The sequence below is a fragment of the Parasutterella muris genome, assembly GCF_009767915.1.
GTDB classification, from domain to species: domain Bacteria; phylum Pseudomonadota; class Gammaproteobacteria; order Burkholderiales; family Burkholderiaceae_F; genus Parasutterella; species Parasutterella muris.
Genome location: NZ_WSRP01000007.1, coordinates 67,759 through 87,280 on the forward strand (window position 1 = coordinate 67,759; position 19,522 = coordinate 87,280).

At 50.1% G+C, this 19,522-nt stretch carries 14 protein-coding genes; 5 read left to right on the top strand and 9 right to left on the bottom strand.

All coding sequences use genetic code 11. The features are described 5' to 3' along the window. Positions 1 to 9: 9 nt before the first annotated feature. The 3 genes from E5987_RS03425 to E5987_RS03435 all read right to left on the bottom strand — a co-directional run bounded on the left by E5987_RS03425 (position 10) and on the right by E5987_RS03435 (position 2,545). Positions 10 to 1,062: a type II asparaginase gene (locus E5987_RS03425; RefSeq protein WP_160334691.1), complete on the bottom strand. Its 1,053-nt coding sequence runs from the start codon at positions 1,060 to 1,062 to the stop codon at positions 10 to 12. Between the two features lie 134 nt (positions 1,063 to 1,196). Beyond that, positions 1,197 to 1,910 (bottom strand): fumarylacetoacetate hydrolase family protein, encoded by a 714-nt coding sequence (locus tag E5987_RS03430; RefSeq protein ID WP_160334692.1) that lies wholly within the window; start codon positions 1,908 to 1,910, stop codon positions 1,197 to 1,199. Between the two features lie 32 nt (positions 1,911 to 1,942). Next, positions 1,943 to 2,545, bottom strand: a complete 603-nt coding sequence (locus E5987_RS03435) for a DUF2939 domain-containing protein (protein WP_160334693.1) — start codon at positions 2,543 to 2,545, stop codon at positions 1,943 to 1,945. A gap of 270 nt (positions 2,546 to 2,815) precedes the next feature. On the opposite strand from E5987_RS03435, the gene E5987_RS03440 reads away from it, so the two are divergent. Next, entirely contained in the window at positions 2,816 to 4,621 is a 1,806-nt protein-coding gene (locus tag E5987_RS03440; protein WP_160334694.1) for an FAD-dependent oxidoreductase, read from the top strand. A gap of 847 nt (positions 4,622 to 5,468) precedes the next feature. Here E5987_RS03440 and nfsA read toward each other — a convergent pair. The 3 genes from nfsA to argH all read right to left on the bottom strand — a co-directional run bounded on the left by nfsA (position 5,469) and on the right by argH (position 9,144). Then, on the bottom strand, positions 5,469 to 6,206 hold the full coding sequence (gene nfsA / locus E5987_RS03445) for an oxygen-insensitive NADPH nitroreductase (protein WP_160334695.1): 738 nt from the start codon (positions 6,204 to 6,206) through the stop codon (positions 5,469 to 5,471). Between the two features lie 89 nt (positions 6,207 to 6,295). Further along, the gene (locus E5987_RS03450) at positions 6,296 to 7,624 is read right to left on the bottom strand and encodes an anaerobic C4-dicarboxylate transporter family protein (protein ID WP_160334696.1); all 1,329 of its coding nucleotides are present in this window, start codon (positions 7,622 to 7,624) and stop codon (positions 6,296 to 6,298) included. 8 nt (positions 7,625 to 7,632) lie between these two features. Then, on the bottom strand, positions 7,633 to 9,144 hold the full coding sequence (gene argH, locus E5987_RS03455; protein ID WP_160334697.1) for an argininosuccinate lyase: 1,512 nt from the start codon (positions 9,142 to 9,144) through the stop codon (positions 7,633 to 7,635). A gap of 168 nt (positions 9,145 to 9,312) precedes the next feature. On the opposite strand from argH, the gene E5987_RS03460 reads away from it, so the two are divergent. Next, positions 9,313 to 10,257, top strand: coding sequence for a LysR family transcriptional regulator (locus E5987_RS03460; RefSeq protein WP_160334698.1), 945 nt, complete (start codon positions 9,313 to 9,315; stop codon positions 10,255 to 10,257). 43 nt (positions 10,258 to 10,300) lie between these two features. Here E5987_RS03460 and E5987_RS03465 read toward each other — a convergent pair whose 3' ends face one another. Genes E5987_RS03465 through E5987_RS03475 form a run of 3 tightly spaced genes read right to left on the bottom strand, consistent with a single transcriptional unit; the run spans position 10,301 to position 16,619 of the window. After that, complete coding sequence (locus E5987_RS03465; RefSeq protein ID WP_160334699.1) at positions 10,301 to 11,902, bottom strand: efflux transporter outer membrane subunit; 1,602 nt, start codon at positions 11,900 to 11,902, stop codon at positions 10,301 to 10,303. Then, complete coding sequence (locus tag E5987_RS03470) at positions 11,899 to 15,405, bottom strand: efflux RND transporter permease subunit (protein ID WP_160334700.1); 3,507 nt, start codon at positions 15,403 to 15,405, stop codon at positions 11,899 to 11,901. The genes E5987_RS03465 and E5987_RS03470 overlap by 4 nt, the downstream gene beginning before the upstream one ends. A gap of 17 nt (positions 15,406 to 15,422) precedes the next feature. Then, complete coding sequence (locus tag E5987_RS03475) at positions 15,423 to 16,619, bottom strand: efflux RND transporter periplasmic adaptor subunit (protein ID WP_251451808.1); 1,197 nt, start codon at positions 16,617 to 16,619, stop codon at positions 15,423 to 15,425. A 221-nt stretch (positions 16,620 to 16,840) separates the two neighbouring features. Here E5987_RS03475 and E5987_RS03480 point away from each other — a divergent pair, with 221 nt between their 5' ends. From E5987_RS03480 to E5987_RS03485, 3 genes are all read left to right on the top strand, one after another. Further along, on the top strand, positions 16,841 to 17,989 hold the full coding sequence (locus E5987_RS03480; protein ID WP_160334701.1) for a hypothetical protein: 1,149 nt from the start codon (positions 16,841 to 16,843) through the stop codon (positions 17,987 to 17,989). 285 nt (positions 17,990 to 18,274) lie between these two features. After that, positions 18,275 to 18,535 carry a DUF6978 family protein gene (locus E5987_RS13425; protein WP_371875092.1) on the top strand — a complete coding sequence of 87 codons (261 nt, stop codon included), beginning with the start codon at positions 18,275 to 18,277 and terminating at the stop codon, positions 18,533 to 18,535. 106 nt (positions 18,536 to 18,641) lie between these two features. After that, entirely contained in the window at positions 18,642 to 19,427 is a 786-nt protein-coding gene (locus E5987_RS03485; protein ID WP_160334702.1) for a DUF1828 domain-containing protein, read from the top strand. The last annotated feature ends 95 nt before the right edge of the window (positions 19,428 to 19,522 follow it).

The window sequence follows — 19,522 nt, forward strand, 5'->3', positions numbered from 1 at the left end:
GATAACCGATTAGTACTCTTCGAACATTCTCTGAATTTCTTTCGGATCGCTGGTCTTGGTCAGTGCAAGCTGAAGCAGCAGACGCGCCTTCTGCGGATTCAGCGTATCGGATTCGAGAAGGCCGGCTTCCGTGTATTTCGGAACGGACACTGTCGTCGCACCGTTGGGCACGCGGGCGCTTCTGACAACGACTGTGCCATTGGCTGCAGCTTTCTTCAGCGCTTCAAAGGTCGGATCGGCGATAGAACCGTTGCCTGTACCTGCGTGAACAATACCTTTTGCGCCGGCTTTAAGCGCGGCTTCGGCCATAACCGGATCATCATCGATATGAGAGTAGATGATGTCCACGCGCGGCAGTGTGTCGAGCTTGGAAACATCAAATTCGCTATTGACGGTATGGCGCTTGGTTGACTCTTTGTAGAAACGGATCTTGCCGCCGCTGATATAGCCGAGAGCGCCGAGTTCAGGAGATTTAAATGTCGAAACGTTGGTGGTATTGGTCTCAGTAACGTCGCGAGCACCGTTAATCTCGTCATTCATGACAATCATGACGCCTTTGCCTTTTGCTTCTTTAGAAGCTGCGACGCGGACCGCTTCGAGAAGGTTCATCGGACCGTCGGCAGAAATCGCTGTCGCAGGACGCATCGCGCCAACCAGGATGACAGGTTTATCGCTCTTAGCGACCAAATTCAGGAAGTAAGCGGTTTCTTCAAGCGTATCGGTTCCGTGCGTAATAACAATACCGTCTGTTTTAGGATCGGCAAGCAGCTCATTGACGCGCTTTGCGAGCTTGAGAAGTGTCTTGGTATCCATGTTGTTGGAAGAAATCTTCACAATCTGCTCTCCGGACACATCGGCGTAGTCCTTCATTGCGGGCACTGCCTCGATCAGAGTCTGGATTCCGAGGTCGCCGGCCTTGTAACCTGTCGTCTGAGTGTTCGAAGCCGCGGTACCGGCAATCGTTCCGCCGGTAGCAAGAATCTTAACCGCAGGAAGGTCCGCAGCGAATACGGCTGTAGCAGTAAAAAGCGCAGCAGACAGAAGAATTTTTCTGAAAGACATTTTCTCTCCTTGATATAAGTTTTTAAAAATTAACCCTCCCGCGAAGCGTAACTGCAAACCCCAATAAAATCAAGGTCAGCTAAAAAAATTACCCAAGAAAAAACCTGACCGTTTAAAGATCAGGTTTTATGTGTTTAAGGAGCGACCATCTTCGCTTTGAAGGTTCCGGCGCCGTTGATGCCGCCTTCAAAACTCTGCCCTTCTTTAATCGGTCCGCTTCCCGCCGGAGTTCCTGTATAGATCAGGTCGCCTGCGGTCAGACGCCATGACTCGGAAAGCTCGGAAATAATTTCCGGAATTTTCCAAATCATCCGATCCGTATTGCCTCTCTGACGTTCCTGATTATCCACGTAGAGCCAAATCGAAAGATTATCCGGATCCGGCATACGGCGCTTATCCTTAATCTCAGTAACGAGCGCAGAATAATCAAAACCCTTCGCTTTTTCCCACGGCTGACGGTTTTCTCTCACGTACTTCTGCCAATTGCGGCGCGTAAACTCAACGCCGGCGGCATAGCCGAAAATATATTTTTCTGCTTCTTCCGGTGTAATCTTCCCAACCTTCGGAGCGGTCTTTCCAATCGCGACCACCAGTTCAACTTCAAGACAAAGGTTATCTGTATCTCGGGCATACGGAATTTCAACTTCTTTTCCCTCACGGCAGACCACTAACGCATCTGCAGGCTTAGAAAAAAAGAACGGCTTTTCACGGCCTTCCGAACCGACCTCTGCGACATGATCGGCGTAATTGGCGCCAACACAGTAAACCCGATGTACAGGAAAATAAATGTCCTTCTCACCGGAAACCGGCACTGCAGGCACTAAGGCCTGCGGAAATAAAAACGGCATGATTTGTTTCCTTCTTATCCAACAGCGTTAGTCTAAGACGAAAAAGGAAGCAGAATGTTGTTTACCTGCCAGCTGAAAAATCCAATCCTTTCCATCGATATGAGAACTTTCTCTGCCGATTTATCTCGATTTTGGAGCTCGATTTCGAACTGATATAGGTTGTCTCCGTAATGTTCGCTCAGTTTGTAGCGTGCATCCATCGGTTTTCCTGAAACATCAGAGGGCTTCATCAAGTCGATATTGATGCCGGCAGCAGCCAAAGCTGCTTCAGCGGCCTTTCCGTCCGCAGTCATCTCTTTAGAACTGACTTTACCGCTTCCAAGCAGAGCCGCAATCCCCTGGGACGTAACAATTTCGTCCACAAGACGGTTAGAAAGATCGTTAGCGGCATCCGCTCCGTTTGCACCGTCTTTTTCCATTAAACCCACATTGATCTGATTTCTGAGCTGCCGGCTAAGGTTTGCGCGCAGCGCCGGAAAATCAATAAACGAACTCAACTGTTCAGCCTTGCCACGCTCTGCCGCTTTAAGGATTCTGTCCGCTGCTAAATACGGTGCCGCAAACCAATAAGCGGTCATCCCGCAGCAAAAAAGAATCAGCAGAAGTTTTCCAAAATTTCTCTTAATAAATTCCATGATCAGACCCCTGTTGCTCGTTGAATAAATTCTATAAAGCCCTGAGTCCGTGGAACTTTTACAACCTCAAAATAAGAATAATGAATGCTCGCTTCTCTCCGCACTCACATCCGTCTGAATCCTATGAAAGCAAATTATTAATTGATTTAATTTCAAATGACTACTTAAATTTTTCATCGCACTGCCAACCTATCTATCATCCGAACAGATTAAGTACTAATAATAGTTTTACAATTCATTACACCACTCAACCAACAGGAGATTACAAACATGAATTTCAAATTTCTTGTAACTGCAGCAGCCGTTTCTATGGCGCTTTCCTCTGTTGCTCAGGCAGCAGTCGAAGACGGCACTTATGAAGGAAGCGCAAACGGTAAAAACGGTCCTGTCACTGTTGCCGTTACGATGAAAGCAGGCAAGATCGCCGACGTTAAAGTTGTGAAATCCGGTGAATCCGCCATGATTTCCGATGTCGCGATCGCCCGCGTTCCGGCCGAAATCGTCAAGAATCAGTCTCTTCGCGTCAATAATGTTTCCGGCGCCACTTTAACGAGCATGGCCATCCAGGCAGCCGCCACCAACGCCGTTAAGGAAGCCGGCGGCAAACCGAGTGATTACTACAAAGCACCGACAAAGAAAGTCGCGAGCAACATTGACGTCGAGTACAAGACCGCGGTTGTCGTGGTCGGCTCCGGCGCGAGCGGCATGGCTGCCGCTGTCCGCTCCCAGCTGAACGGCAACCCGACCATCCTGATTGAAAAAATGCCGTACATGGGCGGTGACACTATTCTTAACGCCGGTACGCTTATCGCCACGGGTTCCCGCTATCAGCGCGAAGTCATGAAGGAAGATAAGGACTCTCCGGAACTGGCGTACAAAGACATCATGCATGTCGGCAAAAACAAGAACGATCCGGTTCTCGTCGGCATGGTCAGTAAGAAAGCCGGTAAGGTTGTTGACTGGCTGATCGATGACCTGAAGATCCCGTATGGACCTGCCGCCACTCAGTATCCTGATCACTCCGCTTCCCGTCAGCTCGGTGTCACCGGCCGTTCTCCGAACTTCATCCGCACAATGGCGGATATCTTCACCAAAAACGGCGGCAAGATCCTGATGGAAACAAAAGCCACCTCTCTGATCTATAAGAACGGCCGCGTCCGCGGTATTACTGCCGTCAATTCCGACGGCGACAAGATCACCATTCTGGCTAAAGAAACAATTCTTGCGTCCGGCGGCTTCGGTGCCAACACCAAGATGCTTCCTCCGACACTCAAAGGCTATCTCTTCTACGGCCTCAACAGTGACGAAGGCCAGGGCTATGAAATGGCACGCAAGATCGGCGCTCAGAACATCAACATGGACCTCGTTAAAGTCTATCCGCAGGGCGTTGAAACCGAGCCGAATCACGGTCTGGCTGCAACCGCAAGCTCTACAGCGACAATCAACGACACCGGCGCGATCTACGTGAACAGCAAAGGCAAACGTATCATCAATGAACGCGCAAGCCTTGGCGAACTGACCGACATCACAGTCGCTCAGCCCGACAAGATTATGTATCTCGTCATGGATAAGACCGGCTACGACCGCTATCTCGATAAGAGCCTTGAGGACAAACTCGTTCCTAATGAGGATGTTCTGCGCAAATGGCTGAAGATTGAAAACAACGGCCGTCCGATCATGGTCGAGTCCGACAGCCTTGCTGACGCCGCTAAGGTCATGGGCATCGATCCTCAGGGTCTTGAAGCCACAGTCAAACAGTGGAACAAGATGGCTGAAGAAGGTAAGGATACGGAATTCAATCGTCCTAATCCGAAAGCCATTCTTAAAGCGCCCTACTACATCGTTGAACAGAAGCCGCGCTTTGCAACAACGCTTGGCGGCTTAAAAGCCAACGCCGATATGCAGATTCTCGGTAAAGGCGGCAAACCGATTCCGGGCCTCTTCGGTGCAGGCTGCGTTGTGGGCGGCGCCAACGGTGCTGACTCTATGACCGCGATGATGAACTCCTGGGCCATCATTTCCGGCGTGGACGCTGCAGACGCGGCAACCGCTGCGATCAAAGGCAAGAAGAAATAATCTTTTGACTCGCTGTTAGTATTAAGGCCGCGGTCCAAAGACAGCGGCCTTTCTTATTGCCTTACAAAGCAAAGCGCCTAAAAGGCCAAGCGAAGCAGATTCAGAATTTTCTCCTTACTAAGAGCTTTGACCGCGTTACTACCTTTAAGCAGCTTTCTTTCTGTCGGAATTCTTTCTTCAACCGTGTGTTCTGAGCTTGTAAATACCGTATTAAAAGAAGCAGCGTTAATCTTTCGATTGTTTTTTAATACAGATAACTCCGAAACTTTATTAGCGTAGCGGCTCTGACCAGCCGTCCGGTGACATGTAAAAGGGGCTTAGATCTCCGATCGGCGCAGTGCCATCCTTCTTTTTTATCCCAATTTCATACTTCACGCCATTTTATTGACGGCGATTTCGCTCGAAGAATCCTTGGATATCAGTGGTTCCTGCTCAAGAAAATTTAAGAATACAAAGAGCCGCAGTTACCGGAATGGCTGCACTGTAAAAAATCTTCAATCCATCTTCTGTGCACCGAGTCGAATTTTGCAGCGTCTCTAACGGTTTCAGAGCGGTGTAAATACCGCTAAAGAAACGAGCTCGGCGTACGTATTCTTCTCATTCACAAAGCCATACAACTGACACATTTTATGACTGAATTATTTACCCGACAGGGTTAAAGTACCACCTAGGTATTGATTGGATTGAGGTCATGCCTGCCAAGCGTGAGAAGGGGCGCTTGGCTGTTTATGCTAATGTTTGTGATTCTGAGGTTGTAGCCACCGCGTTTTCCTCCTATGTCGCGGAAGTGTTCCCTCTCTCATCTTTGTTTAGCTGCTCCGGCGTGTTCGTCACGCCGGAGATTTTTTTACTTCAAATCCCAGCCTTTGCCCTGCACGTAATCCTTCATATACGTGCGTCTTTCCTTCTTCATATAGCCGATCATATTCTCAGTCCAATCCACGTTTTTAGCGTTGGAGCTTCTGGATTCGTAGTATTTGCGCATCAACTCGTTATAGCGCTTCATTACTTCGGGATCAGGCTCACGATAGCTGTTTTCCATAAACGTGACGGCAGCCGGCATACGCGGTTTAAGACCCGCATGCTCAGCCGGATGACCAAACGCAAGCCCAAATACCGGGAACACGTTTTTCGGCAGCGCTAAGAGACGATCGATTTCCTGGATGCCGTTGCGGATACCGCCGATGTAGCAGCCGCCCAAGCCTAAAGATTCCAATGCGGCAAAGGCGTTCTGCGCCATAATGCCCGCATCCTGAATGCCGACAAGAAATTGTTCATTCCAGCCTAAATCCGATTCAGGAAATTCCACCTGATTGCGATGGTAGTCCGCGCAGAAAATCCAGAGTTCCGGCGCCTGCGCAACATGTTTCTGATTACCGGCAAGCACCGCAATCTTTTCTTTAAGCGCCTGTTCCGTAATGCGGATAATCGACGTAACTTGAAGAAAACACGATGTGGACGCACTCTGAGCCGCTCTGAAAATAGCAGCGATATCTTCGTCGGAAACTTTTTCATCAGTAAATTTGCGGCATGATGCATGGTTCAGCATCGTGTCGATCGTCGGATTTCGAGAGTACTTTTCCATCTTTTTCTCCTTTACGCTAAGAACGATTCAATCCTAAACAGAAAAAAGGCCCGATCCGAAAACCGAGCCTTTAAAACTAAGAAAAAATCTTAGAAGAATATGTAGCGAATCGCAAAACCCGCGACCACTGAAGCGAACGTGGCGACAAATCCGGGGATGATGTACGAGTGGTTGACAACCCACTTGCCGATCTTTGTCGTTCCGGTATTGTCAAAGGCGACGCCCGCAAGCAGAACGCCGGTACTCGGAATAATGAAGTAGCCGCAGACCGCAGGATACATTGCAACCAAGGTATGCCCGTCAATGCCGAGCGCGATACCAAGCGGAACCATCGCACCGACTGTGGCGCCCTGGCTGTGGGTCAGAGCAGAAACAATGAACATCGCGATCGCAAAGAGATAAGGTCTGCTGCCGACGATTTCAGCAACTTCACTCTTAATCATCGGAAGGTTGTTTGCAATCCATGTATCAGACATCCATGCCAATCCGAAAATTGTCACAACGCCCATCATGCCGGCTTTAAAGACCGAGCTGCTCGTGATTTTTCCGGGATCGGCGCTGCAGAACATCACCATAAGTCCGGCAGAAATCAGCATCACGATTTCAATCATCTGGGTCATGCCGACCGTCATCGATTTGCCTGCCGCATTTGTGACGTGCGGACGCAGTTCCGGGAATGTTCCGATCAGCACCACGGCAAGTGCGGAAATAAGGAAAATCGCGACGGAAAGTTTCGCCTTAGAGGAGGCTTCCTTCATTTTCGTTTCCGCGACACCCGCATCCATATCTTTGAAAAGACCTTCCGCAACTTTCTTCTGATACTCAGGATCCTGATCGAGCTCCAATCCTTTCTTGTAGATGGAAAGCGCGCCGATAAATAAACCAATCAGTGTCGCGGGAACAATAATGACCAAAATATCGAAATACGTCACACCCAGAGGAGCGAGGAAAGCGACCATCGCAACCGTCGCCGCGGAAATCGGGCTTGAAGGCACCGCATGCTGAGAGGCAATAACGGAAATCGAAATCGGTCGTTCGGGACGAATGCCGGTTTCTCTGGATACTTCTGAAATAACAGGAAGAAGGTTATAGAGAACGTTTCCGGTGCCTGCCATGAAAGTGAAGAGCCAGGCAATCAGCGGCGCAAAGAAAACGATATGCTTCGGATCACGTTTGAGCATGCGTTCGGCCACGCGAACTAACACGTCCATACCGCCTGCGGTTTGAAGCGTTGCCGCTGCAAGCACCACCGCGGTCATGATCAGCATCACGTTGATCGGAGGATTAGAGGGCGCAAGTCCGAATCCGTATACAAGGACCGCAAGGCCCATGCCGCCCGCCATACCAAAGAAGATGCCGCCCCATCGCGCACCGATAATCATCGCCAAAATGACGACTAGAAATTCAGCTGCAAACATAGCACCTCCTATTTAGCAAGAGCCGCAAGCTCGTTGGTGAGACGCTCCAGATTCTCTTTAGCTTCCTGAACCTGAGTCTTTCTCAGCGTGAGTTTTGCGTTGTCTCTTTCAAGGTGCAGCGCCAGGCGATCCAGCTGACGTTTCACTTCATCCGTATTGGAGCCGCCGATCGTCTTCTTGGCCTGAGCGTTCTTACTCGGATCAAGCGCTTCCTGAATCAGCTCATTGGTCAGCGTAGTCGTGCGGCCTAAGAGTGTCTGATAGATCGGATTCAAATCGTCTGTTGTGATTTCATTGGCGAACTTCTGCTTCTCCTGCATATAGCCCACCAGCATCGCAACCACGCCGTGCGCGGAACGGAAAGAAATTCCGTCGTGGCGCACCATGTAGTTTGCAAGTTCGGTAACCGTACAGAAATTGCCGACGGCGTTTTCGCGCATACGTTCCCGCTTGAGCGTCAGTGTCTTCACGGTCACATTGATGAGCGCGATATCGGCTTCAAATTCCTGCATGCCGGTCCAGACAAAGCGCATCGCCTCAGTAGAGGAATCGCGGCAGTGCGTGAACGGAATATTTTTGAGAACACTGAACACGGATACAAAGAACGCTTCAAGATGCGCGGCTTTGCCTTTGACATGCTCCAGAGTCATCGGATTCTTCTTCTGCGGCATGATCGAAGAGCAGACCGCGCAGGAGTCATCCACTTCAACATAGCCATATTCCGGTGTCGACCAGATGTAAAGGTCGTAGGCAAAACGCGACAGGGTGTTCGATGCGATCGCGAAAGCAGAAAGAATATCCATGCAGTAGTCACGGGAAGCGGTGCAGTCGATCGAATTCTGCATCGGCTCATCAAAGCCGAGAAGCTCCGCGGTTTTTTCGCGATTAATCATGAAGGTCGTTGAACCCATAGAACCGCCGCCAAGCGGGCAGATGTTCAGAGATTCCCAAGCGTTTTCAATTCTTCTGAAGTCGCGTTCCAGCGCGTTGAGAATACCCGAAAGGTAGTGACCAAAAGTAATCGGTTCCGAAGGCTGCATATGGGTGTAGCCTGACATGACAGCGTCGCGGTTTTTGTCGGCTAAATCCAAGAGGCTTTGGCGCAGTTCATTAAATGAAGCACAGAGCTTGAGGTAAAAACCTCTGATATCCATTCTCTGCTCGCAGGCGAAGAGGTCATTGCGGGAACGCGCTGTATGCTGCTGTCCGCCGATTTCCGGCCCGGTCTGTTCCAGAAGATAGCGCTCGAGGTTGAAATACAGATCCTCCACATTGGGATTGATTTCAAACTCCGGATGTTCCTGCATCGCGGCAATACGCTGCGTGCATTCAAGAATAGAGGCCGCGACGTCCTGCTTAATAATGCCCTGCTCCGCAAGCATAATGACATGCGCTTTGTTGATATCGAGAATCGTCTGATAACTTCTCTCTAAATCCTGTGCGATGGCGGGACCGATGAGGTATTTCACGACCTCGGCCGCCGGTTTCTTCTTAATTTTTCCGCGATGCTGCTCGTCCATGGTTTGTCTCCTTGGTTGATTAATTGAATTAGGACAAAAATATTTTTATCTCAGGCGATGGCAATCGGAAAATAACTTAGAAAAATTCGATAATAATTTTTTAATTATTCGATGTTTTATGCAAAAATTTATTATCGAAACAAAGAATTATGTACCCGGAGAAACGTCATGCTTTTCGGAACGCACGCCAAAGTTTTTATTGCCGTAGTTGAACAGGGCAATATTCAGGCAGCCGCCTCCGTTCTCAAAATCTCCCAATCCTCTGTCTCTTATCACCTAAAGGAGCTTGAAAAAGAACTGGGCTTTCAGCTCTACGACCGAAGCCAAAAGCCGAATCATCTGACGGAAGAAGGCGCTTTGCTTTTCAGAGAGCTTCGGCAGGAGCGAGAGCATCTTGCGCGCACACTCGGAAAGCTAAGATCAGGCTCCTCGATTCGGCCGACATTGCGATTCGGAATTGTTGAAAGCCTTGCTCGCAATCTCGGAGCATCTGTCATTGAGAATCTCGCCTCGCGTTTATCTTCTATCGTTATGGTCACCGGAACCTCGGAGCGTCTCTACAGCAAACTCAAGCACCGAGACATTGATTGGGCGATCACAAGCAGACTGCCGGACGCGTCCGAATTTTTGACGCAGAAACTGTTTTCCGAACCCTCCGTCCTTGCGGTTCCTCTGTCTATGGATTTTGGCGCAAAGGCTGTCAGCTGGCAGGATTTAAAGTTCTGCGGTCTGCCGCTGCTGCGTTATATCCGCTCCTCCGGCGGACACAAAATCACGGAATCACTGCTGGGCGCTCTTTCCGTAGATCTTCCCGTCAAAATTGAAGTGGATGACGGCGGCGTCATGCTGAAGCTGATCGCTGAAGGCCTCGGCTGGTCTTTTATACGGCCTGCGACTTTAATTCAGCACCTGGAACTTACTGAGCGCATCAGAATTCTGCCGATGCCCAACCCCGTGATGCAGCGCCAGCTTATTCTCGCATACCGCAAAGACATCGACCCGCAGATGCGGGACGAAATTTTAGTCATCTGCGATCGATTTTATAAAGAGACACTGCACCCGGAAATTATCAGACTTGCACCCTGGCTTGCTGCATCCTTACCCGCTTCATAAAGTAAAAGCCTGATCATCTGTTAGGACAATCAGGCTTGTCTGTTTATTTGTGGGGTTCAGCCACCGGAATCGGAACAGCATCGGAGTTTATTTCCGGATTCGGAATCTCTTCCGGAGAATCCGGCTTTCTCAAAGGAAACGGAACTGAGGAGGAAGTCTCCGGAGCCGCCTGGACTTGTTCCTTCTTCAGCTTTTCGGCTTCTTCTAAGTCTTTGATCGCCTGCTCTTCTTCAATCAGCGCCTGATCAATCCAGCCGCCGCCAAGGGACTGATAGATCTGACCGATGGAGCTCATCGCTCTTGCCTTAACTTCCGCAAGCTGAATTTCCTGCGGAAGCAGAGACTGCTCAGCCTGCAGAACTGTCACGTAACCGGTGTAGCCGCCCTGATACTGAGCGGTCGCGAGCTTCTGATATTCCTGAAGGCTCTTGACCAGCGCCCTCTTCGTGCGAAGCTCAATGACCGCGTTCTCACGGCTGCTGAGCGCGTTATCCACATCAGCAAACGCCTGCGCGACCGCTAACTGATAAGCCGCCAACATCGCTTTCTGCTGCGCTTCAGCACTCTTTACACCTGCCGTAACGGCGCCCCAGCGGAAGATCGGACCGGTAAACGAACCGGTATAACTCCACATGTGCGATGGGCTCTTGAATAAATTATGCAACTCGTCACTGGCGTAGCCTAATCCCGCTGAGAGCGAAATGGTCGGGAAATAAAGCGCTTTAGCCGCTCCGATATCCGCGTTCGCTGCCTTTAACGTCTCTTCAGCCTCAATAATATCCGGCCGTTGCGTCAGAAGATCACTCGGAATACCGGCCGCAATCACCGGTGTGCTCAGTTCATCAAGCTTCTTGAACTGAGGCATCGCCTTCGGCGCGATACCGGTCAGAATCGATAGAGAATTGATCAGTTCCGTGCGGTTCTGCCGAATCTGAGGAATCTGAACCATGGCGCTTTCCCACTGAGAACGCGCCTGCGCGACTTCCATCTCGGAAACATTGCCGTACTGGAAGCGAAGCTTGAAGAGCTTGTACGTTTCAAAGTAACTTTCCGCTGTAGCAACGTCAATTCGATACTGTTCGTCAGCGGCAAGAATTGAAAAATAAGTGCTGACCACCGAACCGATCACAGAAGCGATCGCGGCTTTGTGCGCAGCCTGTGCGGACCGATAGGAAGCAACCGCAGATTCAGTCTGTCTGCGGATGCGTCCCCAGAGATCAATTTCCCAGGAAGCGTTTGCCAAACCCTCATAGGTTGTAATGGCTTTACCGTCCATCATGGCGCCCGTCACAGTATTGAGACTTTGGCGGGCCTTTCCGCCGTCACCGCTGTAGGAGAGCTGCGGGAAGAGACTCGAGCGGGAGACGGTCACCTGCGCGGCCGCCTTCTCTACGTTCGCCATGGTCCGCTGCAGCGTGCGGTTGTTCGCGATCGCTTTGGATACCAGGTAATCCAAAGCCGGATCGTTGTACTGCCGCCACCAGCGGGCGGTCAGCCAGTTGGAGGCGTCAACCTGCCCGTGGATGTTCCTGAAGTTCTCAGGAACCGGCACAACCGGTCTTTCATAATCGGGACCGACCGCGCAGGAGGAAAGAAACAGCGCGGACGACACGGCCGCCGCGAAAATCAGGAATCTTCTTTTCATTGTTTTCCTCCTTCTTTGCCGTCGTCTTTAGCATCAGCCTTTTGCGACTGTTCATTGGCCTGCTCCAGTTTTTCCGCGATCTTATTGTCCTTGCGTTTGAGCGCGCGCTGAGCTTCTTCATCCGAAACCACGTCTTCGGCATGGACATTATCCTCGCGCTGCTTGTCAGTCAGGGATTCAATGCCGACCTTCTGATCCTCGGTTGCTTCCGGATTGAAATCCGGAGAGTTGGTGATCGTCAGAGTGCCGTCAGGTGATACCTTAACATCAGCTTTCGGGTCATACACGGTACCCGGTCCTTTGAGGATTGCAAGGCGCAGTTTGTCAGTGATCGGAATATTGCGCTCAGCTAATTTAGCGGCAAGTTTCACCGCGCTCTTAGCGCCGCGGCGTTCCGCCCATCCTTCGAACCAAACATAGAAGATCGGGACAAAGAGCAGCGCAAGTGTAGACACGCCAATCATGCCGCCCACAATACCGGTACCGAGAGAGTGTCTCGAAGCGGCGCCCGCGCCTGTCGCAACCGCAAGCGGGAGTGTGCCGCCGATAAACGCAAGAGACGTCATGATAATCGGACGGAAACGAAGCTCGCCCGCGTCAATAGCCGCACGCACCAAATCCATACCCTTGTTTCTGAGTTCAACCGCGAACTCGACGATAAGAATCGCGTTCTTTGCCGCCAAACCGATCATCACCAGCATACCGATTTGGAAGTAAACATCGTTCTCAAGTCCTCTCGCCCATGTCGCAACCAGCGCGCCGATCACGCCGAACGGAACCGCCAGAATGACGGAGCCCGGAAGCGCCCAGCTTTCATACTGCGCGGCAAGCACGAGGAACACGAGCAGCAGACCGAAACCAAACACCACCGCTGACGATGAGCCTGAAGACTGCTGTTCATAACTGATGCCACTCCAGCCGTAGGTATAGCCCTGCGGAAGTGTTTCGGCAGCGACTTCTTCCAAAGCCTTCATACCTTGGCCGGAAGAGTAGCCCGGAGCCGCATTGCCAATCACCTGAGCCGCCGGGAATCCGTTAAAGTGCGGCAACAGCGTCGGTCCGCTCGTGTATTCCGTTGTAATCACAGAACTCAGCGGAATCATCTCGCCCTTGTTGTTGCTGACATAGAGCTTGGAAATATCATCCGGGCTTTCGCGATAACGCGGTTCAGCCTGAATAATCACAAACCACACGCGGGAGAACTGACTGAACTGGCTCGCAATGGCAGAACCGAACTGACTCTGAAGCGTGTCGAACACGCTTTGCGTATCCAATCCGAGAAGCTTTGCCTTGTCTTTGTCGTACGTGATCTTTAGCTGCTGATTGGAAGCGCTGAATGTCGAAGTAAGACCCGTCAGCTCAGGACGCTGACGCGCGGCGGCAAGGAATTTTTCCAGGTTCTCGCCAAGCTGCACCGGAGAGCCGCTCGCGGTGTCCTGAATCCAGAACTCAAAACCGCCCGTAGTACCCAAACCCGGAATCGCAGGCGGGTTAATCGGGACCACCAAACCGGAAAGCTGAGAAGACATGCCCATGCGCTGCATATCCTGCATAATCGCGTTCGCATTCATCTTTTCCGCTGTCTTCGCGTTCTTATATCGTTCTGAGAACGGAGAAAGCGTCATGAAGTACGTACCGGCGTTGGTCTTCATACCGCCGTCAATCAGCGAGAAACCGGAGACGGAGTTTCTGGTCTCAACGCCCTTGATCGGTTCGAAAGCTTTATCCACGGTCTCCATCATCGTCGAGGTTCTCTGCAGACTCGCTGACGGCGGAAGCATGATGGCCGCAACCACATAACCTTGGTCTTCGCTGGGCACAAAGCCTGTCGGCAGCACTCGGAAGATCGAGAAAATGCTGACCATCATCGCGCCAAAAAGCACCACCACTAAAAGCGTTCTTCTAAAGAGCGCCCTAGTCCAGCCGCCGTATTTAACCGTCAAGATACCGAAAAGACGGTTAAATTGATAGAAGAATCCTTTTGTCTTCGGTTCGGAATGACTCAGCCAGCTTGCACAAAGCGCAGGCGTCAGCGTAAGTGCCACAAAACCGGAAATCGTGACGGAAATCGCAATCGTGATCGCGAACTGCTTATAGAGCATACCGGTCGTTCCCGCCATGAATGCCGCAGGAATAAAGACGCTCGCGAGAACCAGTACGGTTGCGATAATCGGGCCGGAAACCTCAGACATAGCCGCGATCGTCGCGTCCACCGGGTTCATCGCCTTTTCCGACATATTTCTCTCGACGTTCTCCACCACCACAATGGCGTCGTCCACCACCAAGCCGATCGCGAGCACCAAGCCGAAGAGCGTCAGCAGGTTGATGCTGAAGCCCAGCGCAAGCATACCGATAAAGGTGCCCGTCAAAGCGACCACAATGGCCGTACAGGCAATCGCTGTAGATTTGAAACTCTGCAGGAAGATATAGATAACCGCAATAACCAGCAGAACAGCTTCAAATAAGGTCTTAATCACCTCTTCAATAGAAATACGGACGAAATCCGTGGTATCCATTGCAACCTTATATTCAAGCCCTTCCGGGAAACTCTTCTTGAGTTCCGTTAACGCTTTGCGCACATTGTCAGATACGTCGAGCGCGTTGGCGCCTGCCTGCTGATACACAGCAATCAGCGCCGCCGGCACGCCGTTCATATTGGCGGTTGCCTCATAGCTTCTTGAACCCACCGCGACTCTTGCGATGTCTTTCACACGCACGATCGCGCTGCCGTCCTGATTGGATCGGACAATGATGTCCTCGTAGCCCTTCGGATCAACTGAAGGAGAAGGCGCGATGATCGGGAAGGTCTGAATCGTTGAGGGCAGAGAGGGAGAAGCACCGATGTTGCCTGCTGCAAACCGGCTGTTCTGTTCGGAAATCGCCGATGTTACATCAGAAGTTGTAATGCCCAGCGAAGCCATTCGATCGGGGTTAAGCCAAATACGCATCGCCTGATCCGCATTACCCAAAATAGCGGATTGTCCTGCGCCCTTCACGCGCTTGATCGCGTCCATTACGTAAACATTGGCGTAATTGTTGATGTAGTCGCGCGAGTACCTCTTATCAGGACTGTAGATACCGACCAGCATCAAAATCGAAGACGAACGCTTTTCGATCGTCAGGCCGTTGGTAATGACCTCTGAAGGCAGATACGGCTGAGCGATGTTGACACGGTTCTGGACCTGAACCTGAGCGATATCCGGGTCCGTCCCGATCTCAAAGAACACCGTCAGCATCATCGAACCGGACGAAGACGACGTACTCTGCATGTAAATCATGTTGTCAACGCCGTTGATCTGCGTTTCGATCGGAGCGGCGACCGTATCGGCCACCGTTCTGGCGTCCGCACCGGGATAATTAGCCGTTACGGTGATCTGTACCGGCGCCATGTTCGGATACTGCTCAATCGGCAGCTGGAACATTGATAGCAGACCGGCGATAACAATCACCAGAGAGGTGACGATCGCGAAAATCGGTCGTTTAATGAAGAAGTTCGAAAACATATGCCGCCTCCCGATGATTAGTTGACAGCGTCGGAGGCAGAATCAGAGGATTTAACGCTCGTGTCCGGTTTAGCCTGATCTACTTCTTTGAGAACTTTAACAGGCGCATCTGTCGCCAAGAGCATCATCCCTTCGGTAACGACCCGATCTCCGTCCTGCAGACCGTTTGTGATCAGCCAGTCCTGACCGATCCAGCTGCCGACTTCAACCGGACGAAGCTGAGCCTTGTCATCCTTAGTAATGACCCATACAAAATGTCCCTTACTGCCCTGCTGAACCGCAATCTGAGGCACGACAATCGCATTGACGTACTTAGAGCCCTTCACAATCGCGCGAACGTACTGCTGAGGACGCAGAACATTGTCCGGGTTGTCAAAGGAGGCTCTCAGTTCAAACGTTCCAGTATCGGGATTGAAGTTCGGGCTCGAGAATGTGACACGGCCGGTGTGACCGTAAATTTCACCGCCCGCAAGCTCAAGCTGAACTTCGTAATCATGATTAGGCGGTGTTTTCAAAATACCCGCTTTCACTTCTTTCTGAATCTGCGCTTCCTGGTTCTCCGACATGGAGAATGTCACCCACATCGGAGACATGGTATAGATGGTCGCCAAGTGCGCGTTTGATGTATTGATATAAGTCCCGTCCGTCTGAAGCGCAGAGCTTGCATAACCGGTTACGGGAGAAGTAATCGTGCAGTACGAGAGATTCAGTTTCGCGCTTTCAACCTGAGCTTTAGCGTTAGACACCGCAGCACTTGTCGTCTGGAAATTTCCGACGGCCTGATCAAGGTCGGTCTGACTGAGCGCTTTCAGCTTGGCCAGCGGTCTGATACGGTCTAAATTGCGCTTTGCGACCTGATGCGCCGCTTCACTTGACGCAAGAGAGGCCTCGGCTTCTCTCAGCTGGACTTCAAACGGTTTTTTATCCATCAGGAAAAGCACCTGACCTTCTTTAACCGTGCCGCCCTCCGTGTATTGGCGGCTGTCGAGAAAACCGTTCACTCGGCTGTAGATCTCAACCGCGCGGGAGCTGTCTGTTTTTGCGACCCAAACCATGTCGGCAGGAACATCATGACGTGAAACTTTAACGACAACAACAGGACTAGGACCGGCAGAGCTGCCGACATCGGTTTTCTTATCACAGCCGGATAACGCCAGGAAACCGCTCGTCATAAGAATTGCCATAACAGTCGGTTTTATCAAAGTTTTAATCACGATTTTTCTCTCTACGTTGTTCTAATAAACCGCAAGGGGCCGATTTAATCGTGATCAGTATGTAACAGAATTTACACTTAGTCGGGATTTCCCTACCCATTTTCGCCATAAAGATGTGATTAATTCATTCGCCGCCAACATCTCTCAATCCCGAAAACACCGAATGCGCCTAAAATTCTGATTAATGAAACAAATCGGTTATTTTTCCGCCTCGACTCTTTATGATGATTACAAGAAAAACAACACTTTTCCTTGTCTGTGCTCTGTTCTCGTCCGCGGTATCGGCTGCCGCCTACCGCGCACCGCACTGGAAAAGCTTCAAGCTCGGCGAAGACACCTACAGCACAATTTACAAGGCGGCCAATCGCTCGGATGACTATGCCTGCCGGCTTAAAAGCCAAAGCGTTTACGACAATAATGAAAGCCAGCTGGTGGTCTTCGGACCTTGTTTAGGCAGCGGACCGCTTGAAACTGTGCTTTTTAACTTCAACAAGGATAAGGTGCTGACTTCGGTACACGCCTACTACAAGCTTGCCGAGGGAACCCAGGACGCGTCCGAACTCTTTGAGACCATTTCAAATCAGCTCGGAGGCGGATTTAAAGAGTACAACCTTGCGGAAAACGGTGTCAGCTCCAAGGTTTGGAAAAAAGAAACACCTCGGATCAACTACGAAATTAAATTAACCGGAAGCGAGTATGTCGTCGTAGAAAATCTGCGCGGCAGCTCAGAAACCAAAGGACACGTGACGGACAAAACCAAGGCGGTCGCCTCTCACATTTTTAATTATGAGAAAAATGTCTCTCTGCTTCATGATTATGCGCAGGCCTACTCACCTTCTGAACTGATCGACATCACTCGGGAAGACGAAACCGGTTATCACGAGATCACTAAAAACGGCTGTTCCGTCAAAGGCATTCTGCGGGAAAGGCACACCAATTACATTGTGATGGATTCGACGCAGATCTTTCTTTCCAATATGAAGATGGTGAAACACTTCCCGCTGGATCGAGTCGGCCTTCTGAAGCTCAAAGACGTAAGCGTTGACCGCGGCAAGATTTACGCCACACTGGTGTCACCCATTGAACCCGCTCAGGCGACGCTCAGTGACAGACTTGAAGCGCTTGATCTGCTTGAAGCGCGCCGGATAAAAGAGGCAGAAGCTAAAGACCCGCAGGTGCGGCACCACTATGCGGTCGCCAAGGGCGCCGAAGGCGTCCTGATGCAGGGCCCCTGCTTTGTGCCGTTCCAAGAAGGACAGCCCTACAACGAAAAGAAGTGCCTTGAAAAAATCGAGGATTACTTCAAATCCTACGACTTTTACCGCACACCGACTTACCGCTTCTTTAAGCGTCTGAGCGACGCACTCTGACAAGAAGCCTAAACCGCGGACCGACTCAGCTGAGTCGGTTTTTTATTAATATCGATCTTTGCGTCGTTCTGTGTAAAGTAAAGATTTTGCGAACGACGCACAAACACTAAACTTCCATTGCGACATAAACTGACGCTGCAGCTTGTAAGATTGATATTGCCCTAAAACATACTCGAGTTGCTCTTGCACTACACGTTGACGCAACAATCGACAAAATCAATAGGAATTTAAGATGAATGGTCTTGAACAAGGATTAGCTGATTATGTACTTAACCTTCCAAAGCATTGCGAAGAAAAAACTTAGCAGAGTTTCCTTCAACCGGCGGAAAAGTTGAACTCGATCTTTTTTCAAACGATCGAAGGGAGAAGTTTATTTTGACCATAAGTCAAAAGAATGTTGTCCTCTATTACACCTTCCAGACAAGAGCAAGAAATTGCTATGTTCTGGCAAGGCTGGATTATGGCGCTCCTCACTTAAATCCGGATGGAACGAGAATAGGCTCTCCTCACCGGCATATTTACAGGGAGGAATACGGTGATAGATAAGCCATAGAATTACCAAAGGAGATCTTTTCAAAAAAAGAAAATCCTATACAAACATTCCAAGATTTCTTAAGCTTTTGCAAAGTACTTGGAACTCTGCCATTTGAATATGGATTCGTATTTAACCCAGAACAGTGAAATAGAAAGTCTTATCGATAAGTATTATCGATGGCTCAAGGAAAACACTCTTGTAAAGTCAGTTCAAGGCGTGACGGAAGTCACTACGCCCTTTTTTAATAGACACAACGACTTTATCCAATTGTATGTAGTAGGCGCAGACAGTAACACTTTCACTCTCTCAGACCTTGGATCAACAATACAAGATTTAGAAATGTGCGGATGTGATGTTTTAAAGGGACATCGCTTTACTCTTCTAAACCAAACGTTAAACGGTTTCGGTGTAAAACTTAAAGGTCAGGAACTTTACGTTGAAGCACAAAAGGAAACCTTTTGTTGGGCAAAACATTCCTTATTACAGGCTGTGTTATCCGTTGACGACCTCTTCTATTCGGCCAAACCAAATGTAGAACCCTTCTTCTTTGAAGATGCTGCAGCTTGGTTGGATTCCTTAGGTATTCGATACACACCAAGGCTCTCTTTAGTCGGCCGGTCTAGATTCCAAAACTACTTTGATTTCGCAATTCCGAAGTCTAAGAATGCCGGAGAAAGACTTATCAAACTTGTAAAAGATCCTACAAATGACGCCGCACGTTTGGCGCTGTTCTCTTGGGCTGACACCAAAGCTCAAAGGGGGGCATCGGCAAAATTCTATGTCATTTATAGAAATTCATCGACAAAAGACAACTCTAAATTTAGAACAGCGCTCACCAGCTATGATGCCATTTCTTTCCCATGGGATGAGAGGGATCAATTCTCGGAGGCTTTAGCCAATTAATCCCTCGCTCCGAGCCATCCTGTCTTTAGCCTCGTAAATTCTTCCCCAACCCCCGTGGTTGCTTAATTGTTCCCATTTTTTTAGAAGATAAATTT

Bases quoted from the DNA above. Each gene is read 5' to 3' on its own strand.
- E5987_RS03425 (WP_160334691.1), bottom strand. From the start codon at position 1,062: ATGTCTTTCAGAAAAATTCTTCTGTCTGCTGCGCTTTTTACTGCTACA.
- E5987_RS03430 (WP_160334692.1), bottom strand. From the start codon at position 1,910: ATGCCGTTTTTATTTCCGCAGGCCTTAGTGCCTGCAGTGCCGGTTTCC.
- E5987_RS03435 (WP_160334693.1), bottom strand. From the start codon at position 2,545: ATGGAATTTATTAAGAGAAATTTTGGAAAACTTCTGCTGATTCTTTTT.
- E5987_RS03440 (WP_160334694.1), top strand. From the start codon at position 2,816: ATGAATTTCAAATTTCTTGTAACTGCAGCAGCCGTTTCTATGGCGCTT.
- nfsA (WP_160334695.1), bottom strand. From the start codon at position 6,206: ATGGAAAAGTACTCTCGAAATCCGACGATCGACACGATGCTGAACCAT.
- E5987_RS03450 (WP_160334696.1), bottom strand. From the start codon at position 7,624: ATGTTTGCAGCTGAATTTCTAGTCGTCATTTTGGCGATGATTATCGGT.
- argH (WP_160334697.1), bottom strand. From the start codon at position 9,144: ATGGACGAGCAGCATCGCGGAAAAATTAAGAAGAAACCGGCGGCCGAG.
- E5987_RS03460 (WP_160334698.1), top strand. From the start codon at position 9,313: ATGCTTTTCGGAACGCACGCCAAAGTTTTTATTGCCGTAGTTGAACAG.
- E5987_RS03465 (WP_160334699.1), bottom strand. From the start codon at position 11,902: ATGAAAAGAAGATTCCTGATTTTCGCGGCGGCCGTGTCGTCCGCGCTG.
- E5987_RS03470 (WP_160334700.1), bottom strand. From the start codon at position 15,405: ATGTTTTCGAACTTCTTCATTAAACGACCGATTTTCGCGATCGTCACC.
- E5987_RS03480 (WP_160334701.1), top strand. From the start codon at position 16,841: ATGATGATTACAAGAAAAACAACACTTTTCCTTGTCTGTGCTCTGTTC.
- E5987_RS03485 (WP_160334702.1), top strand. From the start codon at position 18,642: ATGGATTCGTATTTAACCCAGAACAGTGAAATAGAAAGTCTTATCGAT.